We start from the raw sequence: 20,160 nt of genomic DNA, 5'->3' as shown, positions 1-20,160 counted from the left end.
AGGATTGCCCGCAAGCGCCGGCTTGCGGGTGCTGGATAGAAGCGCGGCAATCGTATCGGCGCTCGACTTGATGGCGCCTGTCAACACGCACACCAGGAGTACACAAAATGGCTTCCACTGCGCCTGTCACCGTCAGCCTGGCCTCGGCCCTGAAGACCACGCGTTCCCACCAACGCGACCTGGAGCAACTCTCACCGTTCGAACTGAAGGACTACCTGATCACGTTGGCCAAGGACAGCCAGCAGTCTGCTGCGGCGTCCATGTTGAATGCGGGCCGCGGCAATCCCAACTGGATCGCCACGGAGCCGCGGGACGCCTTCTTCCTGATGGGCCGGTTCGCCATGAAAGAGGCGCGCCGGGTGCGCGACGAGGGCATCCTGGCGGGCATGCCGGCCAAGAAGGGATGCGCCGACCGGCTGCGCAAGTTTCTGTCCAAACACAAGAGCGAGGACGGCTACGATTTTCTGGTCGGGGTGCTGGAATACGGCGTCAAGATCAAGGGGTTCGATCCGGACGAGTGGATTCATGAATTGACCGACAGCATCATCGGCGACCACTATCCCGTGCCGCCGCGCGCGCTGGTGCACACCGAGCAGATCATCCACGACTACCTGATCAAGGAAATGTGCGACGGCCGCCCGCCCAAGGGCAAGTTCGACCTCTTCCCGGTGGAAGGCGGCACAGCCGCCATGTGCTACATCTTCGATTCGCTGATGGTCAACGGCCTTTTGAAGCAGGGCGACACCATTGCGCTGTTCCTGCCGACGTTCACGCCCTATATCGAAATCGCGCACCTGGAGCGTTTCCAGTTCAATATCGTCGGCATCAACGCCAGCAGCCTGCGCGCCGACGGCACGCACGATTGGCATTATCCGGCCTCGGAAATCGCCAAACTGGAAGATCCCAAGATCAAGCTGGCGGTCACGGTGAACCCCAGCAACCCGCCGTCCGTGGCGTTCAGCCCTGCCGAGATGAAGCAGATCGTGCGCATCATCCGCAAGAATCCCGACCTGGTGCTGGTGACCGACGACGTGTACGGCACCTTCGTGCCGAACTTCCGCTCGCTGATGGCGGAGGTGCCGCAGAACACCATCTGCGTGTACTCGTTCTCAAAGAACTTCGGCTGCACCGGCTGGCGCCTGGGCGTCATCGCCACGCACGAAAACAACACGATGGACCGGCGCATCGCCGAGCTGCCCGCGTCCTGGAAAAAGCGCCTGGACAAGCGCTACGGCGCCATGACGATGGAGCCCGAAAAGCTGAAGTTCATCGACCGCCTGGTTGCCGACAGCCGCGAGGTGGCGCTGAACCACACAGCGGGGCTGTCCTTGCCGCAGCAGGTGCAGATGGGCTTTTTTGCGCTGTCGCACCTGCTGGACCTGAAGGACGCCTACAAGCACCTGACCATGCAGATCGTGCGCAGCCGGCGCGACGCGTTGTGGCGCGGGCTGGGCATCCCGATGCCGCCGGAAGATCCGATGCGCGGCTGGTATTACGTCGAACTGGACTTCATGGTCTGGGCCAAGATCATGTACGGCGATGCGTTCTGCAAGTACATGATCGACAACTACGAGCCGGTGGACTTCCTGTTCCGCCTGGCGGAGAAGACGGGCGTGGTGCTGATGGACGGCGGCGGGTTTGGCGGGCCGCCGTGGTCGATCCGGATCTCGCTGGCGAACCTGGACGATGCGGACTACGCCAAGATCGGCAAGTACATGGTCGAATCCGCGACCGAGTACGTCGAAGCGTGGAAGGCGTCCGAGCTGGTGCGCTCCGGCCCGACCGCGGGCAAGGGCCAGACGGTCAAGGCATCGGCCGCCAAAAAACGCACGGCCGCCGGCAAGACTGCGGCCAAGAAGGCCGTGAAGAAGGCCGTGAAAAAGGCAGACACGGCAGCCAAGTCGGCCAAGAAGGCGACCGCGAAGTAGGAAGCCGTGCGGGGGGAACCGTGAAGCAGGAAACTGCGACGCGGTTGTTCGCAGCGCAGGCCATTGCACAATAGGCAACAACAGGGCGGCGTGGACTCATGACGTGTTCGGTCGGGTTTTTCAATAGCGTTCCCATCGCGGTGCTGTTCGTCACGGTGGGTTTGGGATACCTGATCGGCAAGCTGAAGGTCGGGCCGATACAGCTAGGCGGCGTGTGCGGCACGCTCATCGTCGCCCTGCTGATCGGCCAGACGGGCTGCCAGATGCGCGGCGACCTGAAGGAGGTCGCGTTTGCGCTGTTCATCTTTGCGATGGGCTACTCCGGTGGCCCGCAGTTCTTCGCGAACCTTAACCGGTCCAGCCTGCGCTATGTCGTCCTGCCGCTGATCGAGGCGGTGCTGGTGCTGACGATCGTGCTGGCGGCCGTGCCGCTGTTCGGGCTGGATGCCGGTACCGCCGCGGGCCTGGCGGCGGGCGCTGCGACCGAATCGGCCGTGGTGGGCACCGCCGCCGAGGCGCTCAAGCACCTGGGCCTGCCGGACGCGGAAGTGCAGCGCATGGAGGCCAACATCGCCACGGCCTACACGCTGACCTATCTGGTGGGCCTCATCAGCATCGTGTTCTTCACCAGCCAGGTGGCGCCCGCGTTGCTGCGCATCAATTTGCGCGAAGCGTCCAAGGCGCTGGAGGCCAAGCTGGGTGCGGCGCCCGGCGACAACGACGAGGCCAGCCTGCCGACGCTGCCGCGTCTGGTGGGACGCGCCCACGTGGTCAAGGACGTGGATGGCAAGCGGGTGGGCGACGTGGAGGCGCAACTGGGCGGGCGCACCGTGATCAGCCGCGTCCTGCGCAACGGCGAGGCCGTCGACGCCACGCCCGACTACGTGCTTGCGACGGGCGACATCGTGGTGGTGCTGGGGCTGCGCCGCTTTGCCCTGCGCGCCGGATCGGTGATCGGTCCGGAGATCCAGTTGCCCGAAGCGCACGCGGACGACCTGCAATTGAGCGAGCTGCAGGTCATCGTCAGCAAGAAGGCCGTGAACGGCCACACGGTGGGCGAGCTGGCTTTGCGGCCCAATGCCCGGCGCGCGCGAGGCGTGTTCCTGCAATCCATCTCGCGCTCCGGCCACGTGCTGCCCCTGACGCCGGCGACCGTGGTGCAGTTCGGCGATCTGGTCACCCTGGTGGGGGCGGAGCCCGAACTGTCCGAGGCGGGCGCCGCGCTGGGTTCCGAATTGCGCCGCAGCGGGGTGACGGACCTGGTGTTTCTGGCGTTTGGCATTCTGGCCGGGCTGATGATCGGCAGCCTGGGGGCAAGACTGTGGGGGATTCCGGTCTCGCTGGGCAGCGGGGGCGGGGCGCTGGTCAGCGGTCTGGTGTGCGGCTGGATCAACGCCAAGCGGCCGTCGATCGGGCACATGCCGGCCCATGCGGTGCAACTGCTCAAGGACCTGGGTCTGGCGATCTTCGTGGCCTGCGTGGGCTTGTCCGCCGGACCGGATGCGCTGTCGCTGATCCGCGAGCATGGGGCGGTGCTGCCGCTGATCGGTCTGCTGGTGTCGCTGGGGCCGGCGTGCCTGTCGCTGTGGGTGGGGCACAAGCTGTTGAAGATCGAGGGACCGCTGCTGGTGGGCGCCATTGCCGGGCAGCATGTCAGCACCCCGGCCATCAGCGCCATCCTGACCGCCAGCGGCAGCTCGGTGCCGCTGCTGGGCTACACGGTGACATACGCGATCGCCAATGTGCTGCTGCCCGTGCTGGGACCGATCATCGTGTCGCTGGCCTATCACCTGAGCTGACCCGGTGGCGGGGGCCGCCAGCGCTCGCCGTTAAGACGGCTGCGAATATTGCATAAGGTTATATGACTTGCGTATTTCCTCGCCTAAAGGTTTGATGGAAGAATCGTTTCACACGCGGTAACGTCACACGGCAACCTCCGCCACGAAACGCGATTGCCCGCTGCAGTCCATGCCGGACCGTCAGCCGGTCCCTACAACTGAATCCCGTACAGGAGACATCATGAGTCAACTACGCCTGGGCGACGTCGCCCCCGATTTCGAGCAGGAATCCTCGGCTGGCAAGATCCGCTTCCACGAGTACCTGGGCAACAGCTGGGGTGTGCTGTTCTCGCATCCGGCCGATTTCACGCCGGTTTGCACGACCGAACTGGGCTACACGGCCAAACTGGCCGACGAGTTTGCCAAGCGCAACGTGAAGGTCCTGGCCCTGTCGGTCGACGGCGCCGATTCGCACGCCAAGTGGATCGAAGACATCAACGACACGCAATCGACGACGGTCAACTTCCCGATCATCGCCGACAAGGATCGCAAGGTTTCCGAGCTTTACGACATGATCCACCCGAATGCCAGCGCCACGGCGACCGTGCGTTCGGTGTTCGTCATCGATCCGAACAAGAAGGTCCGCCTGACCATCACGTATCCCGCCAGCACGGGCCGCAACTTCAATGAAATCCTGCGCGTCATCGATTCGCTGCAGCTGACCGACAGCCACAGCGTGGCCACGCCGGTCAACTGGGAAGACGGCGACGACGTCATCATCGTTCCGTCCCTGCAGGACGAAGCGGTGATCAAGGAAAAATTCCCGAAGGGCTACAAGGCCGTGCGTCCGTACCTGCGCATCACGCCGCAACCGAATAAGTAAATTCGAAAAATGGGGGGTTGGCCCCCCGGCTTGAACGCGGTCCCGCGCCGCCCGAACCGCCGCGATCTTCATAGAGGATCGCGGCGGTTTTTCGTTGTTGGGATGCCTGTCCTATATGCCTCTTGGCGATGAGCAACCAAATAATGATTCGTTCCGTTCAGATCGGCCAACACGCAAACTTGCCTCCACATTGCAGATCACAGGGAGCAAGGGATGTCTTTCAGGAAAGCCGGTTGGTTGGCCGCCTTGGCCGCAGTGACGGTCTCATTTGCCGCGATCGCGCCGGCGCAGGCGCAGCAGAAACAGACGCTGCTGAACGTGTCCTACGATCCGACGCGCGAGCTCTACCGCGCGATCGATGATGCCTTCATCAAGCAGTACAAGGACAAGGCGAACGTCGATCTGACGATCCGCCAGTCGCACGGCGGTTCCGGCCGCCAGGCGCGCTCGGTGATCGATGGGCTGGAAGCCGATGTCGTGACGCTGGCGCTGGCCTACGACATCGACGCCATCGCCGACCGCGGTCTCTTGCCTAAAAACTGGCAGGCCCGCCTGCCGCAGAACAGCTCGCCGTACACGTCCACCATCGTGTTCCTGGTGCGCAAGGGCAACCCCAAGCAGATCAAGGACTGGGACGATCTGCTCAAGGACGGTGTGCAGGTCATCACGCCCAATCCCAAGACCTCGGGCGGCGCCCGTTGGAACTATCTGGCCGCCTGGGCGTATGCGCTGGAGAAGAACGGCGGCAGCGAGGACAAGGCGCGCGCCTTCGTCGGCGATCTGCTCAAGCACGTGCCGGTGTTGGATACCGGGGCGCGCGGCGCCACCACGACGTTCGTGGAACGCGGCGTGGGCGACGTGCTGCTGGCGTGGGAGAACGAGGCCTTCCTGGCGCTGGAAGAACTGGGTCCGGACAAGTTCGACATCGTTGTGCCGTCGCTGTCCATCCTGGCCGAGCCGCCGGTGGCAGTCGTTGACAAGGTCGTGGACAAAAAGGGCACCCGCGCCGCCGCGCAGGCCTATCTGGAATTCCTGTACACCCCGGCCGCGCAGGAAATCATCGCCAAGAACTACTACCGGCCGCTGGACAAGACGGTCGCCGCCAAATACGAAGCCAAGTTCCCCAAGGTCAAGCTCGTCACCATCGACGACAAGATCTTCGGCGGCTGGCGCAAGGCGCAGAAGGATCACTTCAGCGACGGCGGCACCTTTGACCAGATCTATCAGCCGCAGAATAAGTAACTGCATAACGTTCGGACGACGGCCATGACTTCAGCCTCGAACCCGGCGGCAATCGGCGCGCAAGCGCCTTTTGCCGTTCGGCGCAACAGCCCGGGCGTACTGCCCGGATTCGGCATTTCCATGGGCTACGCGGTGCTGTATCTCAGCGTGCTCGTGCTGATCCCGCTGGCCGCCTTGCCCATCAAGAGCGCCGGCCTGGGATGGCAGGGTTTCTGGGACGCGGTGACCGCCCCGCGCGTGGTGGCCTCATACAAGCTGACTTTCGGCGCGTCGTTCATCGCCGCGCTGGTGAACCTGGTGTTCGGCACGGTCGTCGCCTGGGTGCTGGTGCGCTATCGCTTTCCCGGCAAGAAGATCCTGGATGCGCTGGTCGACCTGCCGTTCGCGCTGCCGACGGCCGTGGCAGGCATCGCGCTGACCGCGCTGTATTCGCAGAAGGGCTGGCTGGGCGGGCCGCTGTCCGACTGGTTCGGGCTGAAGGTGGCGTTCACGCCGCTGGGCATCGTCATCGCGCTCATCTTCATCGGGGTGCCGTTCGTCGTGCGCACGGTGCAGCCGGTGCTCGAAGACGTGGAGCGCGAGATCGAAGAGGCCGCCGCCAGCCTGGGCGCGGACCGCTGGCAGACCTTCCGGCGCGTGTTGCTGCCGACGATCATGCCGGCCCTGATGACGGGCTTTGCGCTGGCGTTCGCGCGCGCGGTGGGCGAGTACGGCTCGGTCGTGTTCATCGCCGGCAACATGCCGATGGTGTCCGAGATCACGCCGCTGCTGATCATTTCCAAGCTGGAGCAGTTCGACTACGCCGGCGCGGCCGCCATCGCGACCGTGATGCTGGTGCTGTCGTTCGTGCTGCTCCTCATCATCAACCTGTTGCAGGGCTGGCAGGCGCGCCGCGGCCTGGGGAGGCAGTCATGAGCGCACCGGATCGTCCCGCGCATTTGACCGAGCCGCGCTGGGTGCGCGGCGTTTTGCTGTTCATCGCGCTGGGATTTCTGGCGCTGTTTCTGCTGGTGCCGCTGGCGGCCGTGTTTGCCGAGGCCTTCCGCAAGGGATGGGCGCTTTATCTTGAAGCGATCGTCGAGCCAGACGCCTGGGCGGCCATCCGGCTGACGTTGCTGGTCGCGGCCATCGCCTTGCCGGTGAACCTGGTGTTCGGCGTCGCCGCCGCGTGGGCCATCACCAAGTTCCAGTTCCGCGGAAAGCAGTTCCTCATCACGCTGATCGACCTGCCGTTCTCGGTGTCGCCGGTGGTGGCGGGCCTGGTGTTCGTGCTGCTGTTCGGCTCGCAGGGCTGGTTTGGCGAATGGCTGCAGGCCCATGACATCAAGATCGTCTATGCGGTGCCCGGCATCATTCTGGCGACGTTGTTCGTGACCTTTCCGTTCGTCGCGCGCGAGCTCATCCCGCTGATGCAGGCGCAGGGCAGCGAGGAAGAGCAGGCGGCGCTGACGCTGGGTGCGAGCGGCTGGCAGATCTTCTGGCGCGTGACGCTGCCGAACATCAAGTGGGGCCTCCTGTACGGCGCGATCCTGTGCAATGCGCGGGCCATGGGCGAGTTCGGCGCGGTGTCGGTCGTGTCGGGCCAGATCCGCGGGTTGACCAACACGATGACACTGCATGTCGAGATTCTCTACAACGAGTATCAGTATTCCGCGGCGTTCGCCGTCGCCTCGCTGCTCGCGCTGCTGGCGCTGGTGACGCTGGTGGCCAAGAACGTGGTCGAGTGGCGCAACGCGCGCCTGCAGCAGAACGCGGACCAGCCGGTGGAGTATCCCGGCGCCGCGGTAGCCATCAAGCCGGCGGTCGCCTGACGTGACCGGCCGGACAAGGAGACAGGCATGAGTATCGAAGTACGCAATCTATCCAAGCGGTTCGGACAGTTCCGCGCGCTGAACGACGTGTCGCTGCACATCGAAACCGGCGAACTCGTGGCGCTGCTGGGCCCGTCGGGCTGCGGCAAGACGACGCTGCTGCGCATCATCGCCGGGCTGGAATCGGCCGATTCGGGCAGCGTGCTGTTCGCCGGCGAGGACGCCACCGCGGTGGACGTGCGCCAGCGCCAGGTCGGATTCGTGTTCCAGCACTACGCGCTGTTCAAGCACATGACGGTGTTCGAGAACGTGGCGTTCGGCTTGCGCGTCAAGCACCGCTCGCAGCGCCCGTCAGAGGACCACATCAAGCGCAAGGTGCACGACCTGCTGGGCCTGGTGCAACTGGACTGGCTGGCCGACCGCTATCCGGCGCAATTGTCGGGCGGACAACGCCAACGCATTGCCCTGGCGCGTGCGCTGGCGGTCGAGCCGCGCGTGCTGCTGCTGGACGAACCGTTCGGCGCCCTGGACGCAAAGGTCCGCAAGGAATTGCGCCGTTGGCTGCGGCGGCTGCACGACGAGTTGCACGTGGCCAGCGTGTTCGTCACGCACGATCAGGAAGAGGCGCTGGAAGTCTCGGACCGCGTGGTGCTGATGAACGCCGGCCGCATTGAGCAGGTGGGCACGCCCCGCGAGGTCTGGGAAGGTCCGGCCACGCCGTTCGTCTACGGCTTCCTGGGGGACGTGAACCAGCTCCAAGGCACCGCCACGCGTGGCGTGTTTGAAGGCGCCGGCCTGTCGCTGCCCGCACCCGAGCTGGCGCAGGCCGATGCGCAGCGCGCCACCGCGTACGTGCGCCCGCACGAGTTCGAGGTCGAGCGTTATCGCGCTGGCGCGGATGGCATTCCGGTGCGCCTGTCGCACGCCTATCTGGCCGGTCCCAGCGCGTATCTGGAACTGGCGCGCCAGGACACGGACGCGATCATCGAAGCCGAGGTGCCCGAGTCGCTGTATCAGGAGCTGAATCTGCGGGACGGCGAAATCCTGCTCGCGCGTCCCCGCCGGGCGCGCATCTTTGCGGTGCAGCCATGACGACGACCGATACCTCCGTTGAACTGACCCCGGCGCTGGCGGCGCGCTGGCGCGACCTGACTGAGCGCCTGGCGGACATCCAGCGCCGTTATCCGGACGCCGCGCTGGCGTCGTCGCTGGCGGCCGAAGACATGGTGCTGACCCACGCCATCTACGACGGCGGCCTGGACCTGGAGGTCTTCACGCTGGACACGGGCCGCCTGCACGCCGAGACGCTGGGCGTGCTGGACGCCGTGCGGGAGCGCTATGGCCGTGAGGTCACCGTGTACCGGCCCGTTCAGGCGGCGGTCGACGAGCACGTCGCGGCGCACGGCGCTTATGCGTTCTACGAAAGCGTCGATCTGCGCAAGGCCTGTTGCCAGATCCGCAAGGTCGAGCCCTTGAAACGCGCCCTAGCCGGCCGCGGCGCCTGGATCACCGGGCAACGGCGCGCGCAGTCCACGACGCGCGGCGAGCTGCTGCTGGAAGAGGACGACGCGACCTTCGGCCTCTACAAGTTCAACCCGCTGGCCGAGTGGAGCGAGGACGACATCTGGTCCGCCATCCGCGCGCTCGGCATTCCCTACAACCCGCTGCACGACCAGGGCTACCCGTCCATCGGTTGCGAACCCTGTACGCGCGCCATCCGCCCCGGCGAAGACCTGCGGGCAGGGCGCTGGTGGTGGGAGTCGTCCGACTCGAAGGAATGCGGCCTGCATGCGGGCAACCGGGTCATCACCATTGCGGCGCGCGCCGATTGAGCGCGGCCATGAATTCAAAATTGTTTTAGGGGAATATCTATGTCTGCCGTGATCCAACGCAGCCACCTGGATTGGCTGGAATCGGAAGCGATCTTCATCCTGCGTGAAGTCGCCGCCGAATGCGAAAAGCCCGTCCTGCTCTTTTCGGGCGGCAAGGACTCCGTCGTGCTGCTGCGCCTGGCCGAAAAGGCTTTCCGGCCGGGACGCTTTCCGTTCCCGCTGATGCACATCGACACCGCTCACAACTTCGACGAGGTGATCGCCTTTCGCGATGCCCGCGCGGCCGAGCTGGGCGAAACCCTGATCGTGCGCAGCGTCGAAGACTCGATCAAGCGCGGCAGCGTCGTGCTGCGCCGCGAGACCGATTCGCGCAACGCGGCGCAGGCGGTGACGCTGCTGGAAGCCATCGAGGAATTCGGGTTCGACGCCTGCATCGGCGGCGCGCGCCGCGACGAGGAAAAGGCGCGCGCCAAGGAACGCATCTTTTCGTTCCGAGACGAGTTCGGGCAGTGGGATCCCAAGGCTCAACGCCCCGAACTCTGGAACCTGTTCAACACCCGCGTGCATCGCGGCGAGAACATGCGCGTCTTTCCGATCTCGAACTGGACCGAGCTGGATGTCTGGCAGTACATCCAGCGCGAACAGCTGGCGCTGCCGCCGATCTATTACGCGCACGAGCGCGAGGTGGTGCGCCGCAAGGGCCTGCTGGTGCCGGTCACCCGCCTGACGCCGCCGGCGGAAGGCGAACAGGTTGAGCGCCTGTCCGTCCGGTTCCGCACGGTGGGCGACATCTCGTGCACCTGCCCGGTCGCCTCCGACGCCGCCGACACCATGGCCATCATCGCCGAGACCGCCGTGACGGACATCACCGAGCGCGGCGCCACGCGTATGGACGACCAGACTTCCGAGGCCTCGATGGAGCGCCGCAAGAAGGAAGGCTATTTCTGAATGAGATGACGCGCCGGCGCAAGCCGGCGCCTGGGGAACCACATGAATGCACTGAACGATTCCTTTCTTTCCGGCGCCGACACCGGCGTGCTGCGGCTGATCACGGCGGGCTCCGTCGATGACGGCAAATCCACGCTGATTGGCCGCCTGCTGTACGACAGCAAGGGCGTCTTCGCCGACCAGCTCGACGCGATCTCGCGCGCCAAGCACAAGCGGGTGGCGGGCGACGGCATCGACTTTTCGCTGCTGACCGATGGCCTGGAAGCCGAACGGGAGCAGGGCATCACCATCGACGTCGCCTACCGCTACTTCTCGACGCCCACACGCAAGTTCATCATCGCCGACGCGCCGGGCCACGAGCAGTACACGCGCAACATGGTGACCGGCGCGTCGACTGCGGACGTTGCCGTGATCCTGATCGACGCGACCCGCGCCGCCGACGGCAAGCTGCTGCCGCAGACCAAGCGGCACAGCACCATCGCGCGTCTCTTGGGCATCCGCCACATCGTCGTGGCGGTCAACAAGATGGACCTGGTGGACTGGGACCGCGCGGTGTTCGAACGCATCCGCGATGCCTATGCGGACCTGGCGGTCAAGCTGGGCATCCCGCACTTCGACGCGCTGCCGCTGTCGGCGCTGAGCGGCGACAACGTCGTCACGTTGTCTGCCAAGACGCCTTGGTACGAAGGGCAACCGCTGCTTGCGCTACTGGAATCGCTGGACCTGTCGGGCGACGGCCGCACCTTGCCGCTGCGCTTTCCGGTGCAATGGGTGGCGCGTCATGGCGGCGATCGCGCGGATGATTTCCGCGGCTATGCCGGCCGCGTCGCCAGCGGCGTGCTGCGCCCCGGCGACGAAGTGACGGTGCAGCCGTCGGGCGTGACGGCGGTGGTGCAGGAAGTGCGTGCGTTTGATCGTGCGCTGGATGAAGCGGTGGCTGGCGATTCGATCACGCTGGTGCTGGACCGCGACGTCGACGTGTCGCGCGGTGACGTGATCGTGCACACCGCCGCGCCGGCGCAGGTCTCGCGCGAGTTCGAAGCCGAACTGTGCTGGCTGGATGCGCAGGCGTTGAATCCTGCGCGCAAGTATCTGCTGAAGTCGGGCACGCGGCTGACGTCGGCGAAGGTGCGCGCGGTGTTGTCGCATCGGGACATCCATGAACTGCAGGAGGTCGAGAACACAGAAGGCACCTTGCGCATGAACGACATCGGACGCGTGACGTTGACGACGCGCGAGTCGCTGGCGGTTGATCGTTATGACGATGTGGCGGCGACCGGCGCGTTCATTCTGATCGACGAAGCCACACATCAGACGGCTGCGGCGGGCATGCTGCGGTAAACCGCAATTTCGGATGAAAGGCGGGCCCGCGCGGCCCGTTTTTCGTGTTGTTTTTCGTCCAAACCCAATGCTGGCGCGGATTTCCGGGCCATATCGCAAGATGAAATCGAATTGTTCAGACGATGTCTTCTTCTTGCGGTAAAGTTGGGCTGTCTTACGAAAAGGCTTTTGGTGCTTGTCAAAACCACTGTGTTTTTGTACAGTGGTTTTTATGGCACGCACCGATCATTCTTTTCCCGCCGGTTCTGGGTCCCCGGCTGCCGCCCCCGCCGCCTTGCGCGGTCGGGGTGCGGTTACTAATGTTCGGCATCGCTTTCAGCGCGATGACCGCGTGCAGGTCGACGACGGCTGGTCCGCTTCCGGTCTGCCTGCCGACTTCGTCGATTCTGTCCCCGATTCCTTTCCCGATATTTCATCGTCTGCCGGGCAAGCCGCTGCGGTTGAACAGACTGCAGGCGCTGCTGCCCGCGCCACGGTCATCCCCATCCTGCCCGACACGCGCTCCACGCCGGCCGCCCCTAAAACCACGGTCACTGCAGAAGAGGCGCGCAAGATCCTGTCGCGCAACGATTCCCCTGACATTCCCTTTGAAGTGGCTGCCAATCCGTACCGCGGTTGCGAGCACGGTTGCGTGTACTGCTATGCCCGGCCCACGCATTCCTACCTGGGTTATTCACCCGGGCTGGACTTCGAAACCCGGCTGGTCGCCAAGGCCAATGCGGTCGAGGCCCTGCGCGCCGAACTGGCCCGCCCCGGCTACAAGCCGTCGCCCATCAATATCGGCTCGGCCACCGACGCCTACCAGCCCATCGAGCGCGACTGGCGCCTGACGCGCGGCATGCTCGAACTGGCGCTTGAAACCCGCCACCCGGTCACCATCGTCACCAAGAACGCGCTGGTTGCCCGCGACCTGGACCTGCTGGCGGCTCTGGCGCAGCAGAATCTCGTGGTGGTCTACATCAGCATCACCACGCTGGATGCCGGCATGGCGCGCACGCTGGAACCGCGCGCCGCCGCGCCGTGGCGCCGCCTGGAAGCGGTGCGCAGCCTCACCGACGCCGGCGTGCCGGTGGGCGTGCTGGTGGCTCCGGTCATTCCGTTCATCAACGACGAATCCATGGAACACATCCTCCAGGAGGCCAAGGCGGCCGGCGCGCATTACGCCAGCTACACGGTCCTGCGCCTGCCCTGGGAGGTCAAGACGCTGTTCGAGGACTGGCTCAACGCCCATTACCCGGACCGCGCGCAACGCGTCCTGCATCGCATCGAAGACCTGCGCAACGGCCGCCGCAACGATCCCAACTTCGGGTCGCGCATGAGCGGCACGGGCATCTGGGCTGACCTGCTGCGCCAGCGTTTTGCGGTTGCCACGCGCAAGCTGGGGCTGAACCGTACCCGCCTGTCGCTCGATTGCAGCCGGTTCGTGCCGCCCGCGGGGCCCGGTGCCTCAGCGTCGCTATTCGATGGCGCGGCGTCCGGAGCTGCAGGGGTTGACGCAGCGGGTGCTGCAACCGGCATAGCCGCAACGCCGTCGGGATCAACCAGCGTTGCTGGCGATGCCCGCTCGGCTGGCGCCGACAACGCGGCCGGCTCCGCCAATGCCGCTACCGATTTTCAATCCCCGGTTGGCGCGAAAGCGTCTTCAGGGGTCCCTTTTCCTGGCGGTTTGCCCGCGGTCAGCGGCGCATACGGGCGCGGGGCGCGCCAGTTGCGCGCCATGGCGGCCGGCCAATTGTCTTTGTTCGATTGACCGCAGGCTGCTGTTGCCTCGGGTGCATGCCAGGGCGATTTGCCTCGGCGCTGGAACGTTTATCCAAGGAGTTCCCATGAACACCGCTGATTTTTCCGTCCTGCCGGATGAGCTTGTCGTTTCCCTGAATCCGCTGCGCCGCGGCGCCAACCGCGCGCGCACCTTCTGCGCCCGGCTGACCGGCATGGACATGCCCTGGAGCGGCACGATGTCCGGCCAGCCCGCACGGGCGACGCGCATGCCCGCCCGCTGGCCGTTCCCGCCGGCGCCCACCCCCGAGGAAGTCTCGGGCGCGGCAGGGAAGGCCGTCGCGCCGGCGGCCAGTGCTCCAGCGGTTGGCGTCCCGGCGGCTGGCCTTCCGGCGGCTGGCGTACTGGCGGGTCTGCCCGTTGCCGACGCCGCCACTTCCACGCCGGCCGCGCCCGTCGCTGCGGCGCGCAATCACAGCATCGGAGACGCCAAGGCGCAGCCGGTGGCCAATCAGCTCACGATGAAAGCCATGATTACGGACGTAGTGCTGGTGTTGGCCTGGGGCGCGATGATTCCCGGCCTGATGTGGTTGGGCGTGGCTGGCGGCTTCTGATGGCCGCTGGCTTCTGACGACCCGCGGCGGCGGTCAGCTTGATCCCAGCAAGATCACGCCCGCCAGAATGGACACGCAACCAGCCAGACGGCCCACGCCCACTTTTTCGCGCAGCAGGAACATGCCGGCCAGGGTGCCGAGCATCATGGACATTTCCCGGGCAGGCGCCACCAGGCTTAGCGGCGCGCCGTTGCGCAGCGCATACAGCACCAGGATGTACCCCAGCGGCGACAGAAACCCCACGGCCAGTGCCAGATGCCAATGGCCGCGCATGGATTCCCAAGATTGGGTGGGGCGGCGCAGCATATGCGGGGTCATCATGGCGGTGCGGGTCACACAGGTAAACCAGTCGAACAGCACCGGACTGATTAGCAGCACTTTCACGCCGTACGCGTCCACCACCGTATAGGCCGCGATGAACAGGCCGATCACCACGCCCCAACGCACGCCGATCCACGCCTGCGCCTGCTTGAAGATGGCGAGCCGACCCTGGGTGGCGATCAGCAGGACGCCGGCCACGACGCACAGCATGCCGGCGATGCCGGTGCTGGTGGCGGGTTCGCCCAGCAGCAGGAAAGCGCCTGTCGTCGACAGCAGGGGGCCGGTGCCCCGCGCAATCGGATACACCACGGACAAATCGGCCACCTGATAGCCGCGCTGCAGGCACAGGCTGTAGCCCAGATGCAACAGGCTGGATGTCAGGATGGCGCCGACTACGGGCCAGGTCCAGTTCATGCCGTCGTGCATCAGCACCCAGATCACCCACGGCGCATACAGCACCGTCGCGCACAAGCCGTAGGCAAAGACGAACGGCGCGCCCACCATGGCCGCGCGTTTGGCAAGGAGGTTCCACGTGGCGTGGGCCATCGCCGCCAGGACGACCAATATCAGGGACGAGTACGACATGAGGGAACAGCGTCAGATGACGTGTTTGTTACAGTGAGTTGGAAGGGTACCGCAAACCGTGCTCAAGGCGCACATGTTACCCGAGGCTCTGGGGAATTTTTGGTGTAGAATCATCGGTTTGCCAAATCTCATCCTCTGCTTGCGGCATAGCATCGCAATACACGCCATCAGGAAAACCGCATTGCGGCTTACGCATTGCGGCTTACCTAGCGGACAGGTTGCCATGCACACGCACCAGGCCGGATGTGGCCGAAATCTTGATTCTTCAGTCTGGAATCCTGGGCCACGCGAAAGCCGGGCGTGAACAACATCGATCGGCAAAAGTTTTAGTCCGCAAAGACATGATGATCTAGGAGTTCACATGAACCTCATCGCTATCCTGGAACAGGAAGAAATTGCCCGTCTGACCGGCGGTCAAGCCAAGCCTGAATTTGCTCCTGGTGACACCGTCATCGTGAGCGTCAACGTCGTTGAAGGCACCCGCAAGCGCGTGCAGGCTTTCGAAGGCGTTGTTATCGCCAAGCGCAATCGCGGCCTGAACTCCGCGTTCACCGTGCGCAAGATTTCGTCGGGTGAAGCCGTGGAACGTACGTTCCAGCTGTACTCGCCGCAAATCGCCAGCATCGAAGTGAAGCGCCGCGGCGACGTGCGCCGCGCCAAGTTGTACTACCTGCGCTCGCGCTCGGGCAAGTCGGCTCGCATCAAGGAAAAGCTGGTCAGCAAGCAAGCCCCCGCGGCTTGATCGCTTATCGGTACACGGCCCTGACAGTGTCGGACGTTCACGCCAATCCGCGTTTCCGTCCGGCACGGTTTTCCGGGTTAAAAAGGCACCTGCGAGGGTGCCTTTTTTCTTACTTCTGAGCGTATGTCTGAAACCTCGTCCTCCGCGCGGCCTCGACGGCCGCTGGCGCGCCCCGGATTCGATCCGGCGACGCAACCGTGGGTGGTGGCCAACGAATCGCTGCCGCCCGTGCCCACCCGCCTGCTGACGCCGGATTCCCTGCGCGGCACGCTGAGCCAGCCGTCCACCTGGACGCTGGAGCTGTCGCGCGACAACGATCTTCGCTATCCCGGCCGCGAGGGCACGCCTGTGCCCGCTGCCGTGTTGATCCCGCTGGTGACGCGCGACGAGGGCGTGAACATCATGCTGACGCAGCGCGCGGCGCATCTGCACGACCACGCGGGCCAGATCAGCTTTCCCGGCGGTCGCATCGAGACCAGCGACGCCACGCCGGTGGACGCGGCGCTACGCGAAGCCCAAGAAGAAACGGGCCTGCCGGCCAATCATGTCGAAGTCCTGGGCAGCATGCCGCCGTACCTGACGGCGACCGGCTTTTCGATCATTCCCGTGGTGTCGCTGGTGCGGCCGGGTTTTGAACTGGCGCCCGACGCGTTCGAAGTGGCCGAGGTGTTCGAGGTTCCGTTGTCGTTCCTGATGGACCCGGCCAATCATCGCCTTTATGAAGCCCGGCTCGATGACGGACGGGTGCGCCAGTATTACGGCATGCCGTACGGCAAGCACTTCATCTGGGGCGCCACTGCGGGCATGCTGCGCAACCTCTATCATTTGCTGCGCCACGGATTCACGCCGCGCTGATTGGCCTTTGAATCCGCTTCGGAACGATCGGGCGTGCAGGCCCGCACAAGCAAACGGCCCCGATGGGGCCGTTTTCAATGGGGGGCGCGGCAAGCGTCAGTAGCGCTGCTGGCCCGCCAGGTTTTCTTCAAGGATGCGTTCGTACAGCGCGTAGCGCGCCGGATCGATCCTGCCGCTCTGCAGCGCCGCCACCACCCCGCACCCGGGTTCGTGGCGGTGCGTGCAGTTGTAGAAGCGGCATTCCTCGATGGGCTGCGTGAACTCCGGAAACCCGCGAATGATGTCATCCCGGGTCAGGTGATGCAGACCGAAAGCCTGGAACCCCGGTGAATCGATCAGGTCGCCCCCCGGCGCCGGCAAATGGTAGAGCCGGGTGCTGGTGGTCGTGTGCTTGCCCATGTCCAGCGCGGTGGAGTGCTCGCGCGTCGCTGCGGCGGCATCCGGCACCAGCGCGTTGAGCAGCGTGGATTTGCCCATGCCGCTCTGTCCCAGCAGCAGGTTCGTGCGGCCGGCCAGGCGCGGCGCCAGCAACGTGTGGACTTTCTCGGGCTCGAGCGCGCTTAGTTCGATGATATCCACGCCCAGCGCCGCGATGGGCGCGAGCCGCGCGCGCGCGGCCGGCAGCTCGTCGGTCAGGTCCGTCTTGTTCAGGATGATGAGGGGCGCGATGCCGGCGCTCCATGCGCCCGCCAGCGCGCGGCCGGTCAGGTCGTCCGAAAAGGTGGGCCGGACAGCCACGACGATCAGCAACTGGTCGACGTTGGATGCAAACTGCTTGGACCGCATTTCGTCGGAACGATAGAGCAGGTTGCTGCGGGGCAAAATGGCGTCGATGGCGCCTTCGTCCTTGCCTTGCGGCGTGATCTTGACCCGATCGCCCACTGCGGCGCCGGTTTTCTTGCCGCGCGGGAAGCACTTGCGTAGGGCCCCATCGGCCAATTCCACGGTGTAGTGGCGGCCATGCGCGGCGATGATGCGGCCTTCCATCGGCGCGCTCATGCGGCGGCCGCCATCAGGTGGCGGATGCGCACGGCGGCAGGAGGGTGACTGTCGTAAAAGGCGGAATGCACAGGGTCGGGCGTCAGGGTTGCAGCGTTGTCGTCGTACAGCTTGACCAGCGCCGAGACCAGACGGTCCGGCGAGCTTTGCTCGGCGGCATAGCGGTCCGCTTCGAATTCGTCGCGGCGCGAGTACCAGCTGGCCAGCGGCGTCAGCATGAAGGTGAATACAGGAATGACCAGGAAGAACAGCAGCAGCGCCATTGCGTCGTTGCGGCCGCCCAATTGCGGCATCACGCCCAGGCCCACATAGAACCACGGTTGCTGCGCGATCCAACCCAGGATGGCAAAGAACACCAGCGCGGCGGCAAAGCTGAAGATCACGCGCTTGATGATGTGGCGCTTGGCGAAATGCCCCAGCTCGTGCGCCAGCACGGCCTCGATTTCGTCGGCGTTCAGGCGGGCCAGCAGGGTATCGAAGAACACGATGCGGCGGGATTTTCCGAAGCCCGTGAAATACGCGTTGCCGTGGGCCGAGCGGCGCGAGCCGTCCATGACGAACAGGCCATTCAGGGCAAAGCCGCAGCGCTGCGCCAGACGCTGGATGCGGCCGGCCAGTTCAGGATCGGACAGCGGCGTGAACTTGTTGAAGAGCGGGGCGATGAACATCGGGTAGATGATCAGCAGGGCCAGGTTGAACACGGTCCATAGCGCCCAGGCCCAGATCCACCAGTAGGCGCCGGCGCTGCCCATCAGCCACAGCACCGCGGCGGCCAGCGGCAGGCCCAATACCGCCGCAACAAGGAGACCCTTGGCGGCGTCGGCGACGAACAGCCCCGGCGTCATGCGGTTGAAACCAAAACGCGCCTCCAGCTTGAACTGCCGCCAAAGCGTGAAGGGCAGACCGAGCAGGCCCAGCACCAGCGCAACCACCACCAGCAGCAGCATCTGCCGCACGAAGTCGTTGCTGGTAAGCTGGCTGACCGTCAGGTCGATGAACTGCAGGCCGCCGAGCAGCGTCAGGGCGACCAGCACCAGGGCGTCATAGGTGCGCTCGAGCATGCCCAGCCGAACCCGCGCCACGGTGTAATCCGCCGCCCGCTGATGGCTGGTCAGCCCGATGCGATGGGAGAATTCCGCAGGCACCTGGTCGCGATTGCGGGCGACATGGCGGATCTGGCGTGACGCCAGCCACATGCGCACGGCAATATCGGTCAGCAGGAAGGCAACGAACAGCAGTGTGAACATGGGCAAAGCGTTTTGCTCAAGAAGGGATGTGCGAAAATCGCGCGTTTTAAAGGCAAATTATATGGCTGCGAACGAAAACCGCCTGATCTGGCTCGACATGGAAATGACGGGGTTGGACCCCGAGAAAGAACGCATTATCGAGGTCGCCGTCGTGGTGACCGAACCCGACCTGACGGTCGTGGCCGAAGGTCCGGTGATCGTCGTGCACCAGTCCGACAGCCTGCTCGACGCGATGGACAACTGGAACAAGTCGACGCACGGAAAGAGCGGGCTGATCGACAAGGTCAAGGCGTCCACGGTGACCGAGGCAGAGGCAGAGGATACGCTGTTGGCGTTTCTTGCGCAGCATGTGCCGGCGGGCAAATCGCCCATGTGCGGCAACACCATCAGCCAGGACCGCCGCTTCATGTTTGCCTACATGCCGCGCCTGGAACAGTTCTTCCATTACCGCAACCTGGACGTCAGCACGCTCAAGGAGCTGGCGCGCCGTTGGGCCCCCGCCGTCTACAAGGGATTCGAGAAAAAGAGCCGCCACGAAGCGCTGGCCGACATCTACGAGTCCATCGACGAGCTCAAGTATTACCGCGAGCATTTCCTGAAGGTCTGAGACCGTCGGGGCACCGCCCGGTTCCCACGGACTTTGGCCGCACCCGACTGTCATGCCGTCCTACTCCGTCGCGCAGATCCGCCAAGCCGAACAGCGCGCCCTGGCAACGGGGCGTGCGCTGATGCCGATGGCCGGCGCGGCGGCGGCCGGCTTCGTCGCGGCGCGGGCGCCGGCCGGCACGTCGATTCTGGCGCTGGCCGGGCCCGGCAATAACGGCGGGGACGCATTGGAAGCGGCTGCGCTATTGCTGGCGCGCGGCCTGGATGTCCTCGTGGTGCTGCCGTCGGGGCCAGACAGGCTGCCTGCTGATGCAGCGCGCGCCTGGGACCGCTGGCTGGCCGAGGGCGGAGCATCCCGGACGCACGCCGTGTTGCCGGCCGGGCCGTTTCAGGGGCTGGTCATTGACGGGCTGTTCGGCATCGGCTTGAACCGTCCGCTCGATGCCGCGTGGCAATCCCTGATCGACACGGTCAATGCGTGGCAGGTTCCGGTGCTGGCGCTGGATGTGCCCAGCGGCATTGATGCCGACACCGGGGTGGCGCTGGGCCGCCCGATCCGGGCGCGATGGACGTTGTCGTTCATTGCGGCATGCCGTGGACTCACGCTCGCCGGCGCAGGACGCGAGGCGGCGGGCGAATGCCACATCGACACGCTGGGCGTCGTCATGGCCGGCGAGGACAGCCCGGGCCGCTAAACCCGCAACGCGCC

The 20,160-nt window shown here is 65.2% G+C and carries 19 protein-coding genes; 16 read left to right on the top strand and 3 right to left on the bottom strand.

The window, feature by feature from the left end; translation table 11 throughout:
- Positions 1-107: 107 nt before the first annotated feature.
- The 12 genes from B3098_RS06455 (at position 108) to B3098_RS06400 (ending at position 14,096) form a co-directional block, all read left to right on the top strand.
- On the top strand, positions 108-1,928 hold the full coding sequence (locus B3098_RS06455) for a bifunctional aspartate transaminase/aspartate 4-decarboxylase (protein WP_286893164.1): 1,821 nt from the start codon (positions 108-110) through the stop codon (positions 1,926-1,928).
- Positions 1,929-2,026: 98 nt separating this feature from the next.
- Entirely contained in the window at positions 2,027-3,727 is a 1,701-nt protein-coding gene (gene aspT, locus B3098_RS06450; RefSeq protein WP_239212444.1) for an aspartate-alanine antiporter, read from the top strand.
- A 220-nt stretch (positions 3,728-3,947) separates the two neighbouring features.
- Entirely contained in the window at positions 3,948-4,589 is a 642-nt protein-coding gene (locus tag B3098_RS06445) for a peroxiredoxin (protein WP_175124722.1), read from the top strand.
- Positions 4,590-4,802: 213 nt separating this feature from the next.
- On the top strand, positions 4,803-5,831 hold the full coding sequence (locus B3098_RS06440) for a sulfate ABC transporter substrate-binding protein (protein WP_286893162.1): 1,029 nt from the start codon (positions 4,803-4,805) through the stop codon (positions 5,829-5,831).
- A gap of 24 nt (positions 5,832-5,855) precedes the next feature.
- A complete protein-coding gene (gene cysT, locus B3098_RS06435; protein ID WP_279973142.1) occupies positions 5,856-6,746 on the top strand; it encodes a sulfate ABC transporter permease subunit CysT in 891 nt (296 codons plus the stop codon).
- Positions 6,743-7,642: a sulfate ABC transporter permease subunit CysW gene (gene cysW / locus B3098_RS06430; RefSeq protein WP_175124719.1), complete on the top strand. Its 900-nt coding sequence runs from the start codon at positions 6,743-6,745 to the stop codon at positions 7,640-7,642. The genes cysT and cysW overlap by 4 nt, the downstream gene beginning before the upstream one ends.
- 27 nt (positions 7,643-7,669) lie before the next feature.
- Entirely contained in the window at positions 7,670-8,734 is a 1,065-nt protein-coding gene (locus B3098_RS06425; RefSeq protein WP_286893159.1) for a sulfate/molybdate ABC transporter ATP-binding protein, read from the top strand.
- The gene (locus B3098_RS06420) at positions 8,731-9,474 is read left to right on the top strand and encodes a phosphoadenylyl-sulfate reductase (protein ID WP_175137475.1); all 744 of its coding nucleotides are present in this window, start codon (positions 8,731-8,733) and stop codon (positions 9,472-9,474) included. The genes B3098_RS06425 and B3098_RS06420 overlap by 4 nt, the downstream gene beginning before the upstream one ends.
- 39 nt (positions 9,475-9,513) lie before the next feature.
- Positions 9,514-10,422 carry a sulfate adenylyltransferase subunit CysD gene (gene cysD, locus B3098_RS06415; RefSeq protein ID WP_175137476.1) on the top strand — a complete coding sequence of 303 codons (909 nt, stop codon included), beginning with the start codon at positions 9,514-9,516 and terminating at the stop codon, positions 10,420-10,422.
- A gap of 42 nt (positions 10,423-10,464) precedes the next feature.
- Positions 10,465-11,763, top strand: a complete 1,299-nt coding sequence (locus B3098_RS06410) for a sulfate adenylyltransferase subunit 1 (protein WP_286893154.1) — start codon at positions 10,465-10,467, stop codon at positions 11,761-11,763.
- 211 nt (positions 11,764-11,974) lie between these two features.
- Positions 11,975-13,513: a PA0069 family radical SAM protein gene (locus tag B3098_RS06405; protein ID WP_286893151.1), complete on the top strand. Its 1,539-nt coding sequence runs from the start codon at positions 11,975-11,977 to the stop codon at positions 13,511-13,513.
- Between the two features lie 76 nt (positions 13,514-13,589).
- Positions 13,590-14,096 carry a hypothetical protein gene (locus B3098_RS06400; RefSeq protein WP_286893147.1) on the top strand — a complete coding sequence of 169 codons (507 nt, stop codon included), beginning with the start codon at positions 13,590-13,592 and terminating at the stop codon, positions 14,094-14,096.
- 33 nt (positions 14,097-14,129) lie between these two features.
- On the opposite strand, the gene B3098_RS06395 is transcribed toward B3098_RS06400, so the two are convergent.
- Positions 14,130-15,002, bottom strand: coding sequence for a DMT family transporter (locus B3098_RS06395; RefSeq protein WP_175124716.1), 873 nt, complete (start codon positions 15,000-15,002; stop codon positions 14,130-14,132).
- 361 nt (positions 15,003-15,363) lie between these two features.
- Between B3098_RS06395 and rplS the strand changes: the two genes are divergently transcribed.
- Entirely contained in the window at positions 15,364-15,744 is a 381-nt protein-coding gene (gene rplS / locus B3098_RS06390; RefSeq protein ID WP_175124715.1) for a 50S ribosomal protein L19, read from the top strand.
- Between the two features lie 123 nt (positions 15,745-15,867).
- On the top strand, positions 15,868-16,599 hold the full coding sequence (locus tag B3098_RS06385; protein WP_175137478.1) for a CoA pyrophosphatase: 732 nt from the start codon (positions 15,868-15,870) through the stop codon (positions 16,597-16,599).
- A 96-nt stretch (positions 16,600-16,695) separates the two neighbouring features.
- Here B3098_RS06385 and rsgA read toward each other — a convergent pair whose 3' ends face one another.
- Positions 16,696-17,598, bottom strand: a complete 903-nt coding sequence (gene rsgA, locus B3098_RS06380; protein WP_175137479.1) for a ribosome small subunit-dependent GTPase A — start codon at positions 17,596-17,598, stop codon at positions 16,696-16,698.
- Positions 17,595-18,845, bottom strand: coding sequence for a M48 family metallopeptidase (locus B3098_RS06375; protein WP_286893140.1), 1,251 nt, complete (start codon positions 18,843-18,845; stop codon positions 17,595-17,597). Before B3098_RS06375 ends, rsgA begins: the two co-directional genes overlap by 4 nt.
- 61 nt (positions 18,846-18,906) lie before the next feature.
- Between B3098_RS06375 and orn the strand changes: the two genes are divergently transcribed.
- Both orn and B3098_RS06365 read left to right on the top strand, forming a co-directional pair.
- Positions 18,907-19,452: an oligoribonuclease gene (orn, locus tag B3098_RS06370; protein WP_105237948.1), complete on the top strand. Its 546-nt coding sequence runs from the start codon at positions 18,907-18,909 to the stop codon at positions 19,450-19,452.
- Between the two features lie 52 nt (positions 19,453-19,504).
- Positions 19,505-20,146, top strand: coding sequence for an NAD(P)H-hydrate epimerase (locus B3098_RS06365; protein WP_286893137.1), 642 nt, complete (start codon positions 19,505-19,507; stop codon positions 20,144-20,146).
- The last annotated feature ends 14 nt before the right edge of the window (positions 20,147-20,160 follow it).

This window comes from Achromobacter sp. UBA2119, from assembly GCF_002331005.1.
Lineage (GTDB): Bacteria > Pseudomonadota > Gammaproteobacteria > Burkholderiales > Burkholderiaceae_B > Achromobacter > Achromobacter animicus.
This window is presented reverse-complemented; position numbering and strand designations above follow the sequence as displayed.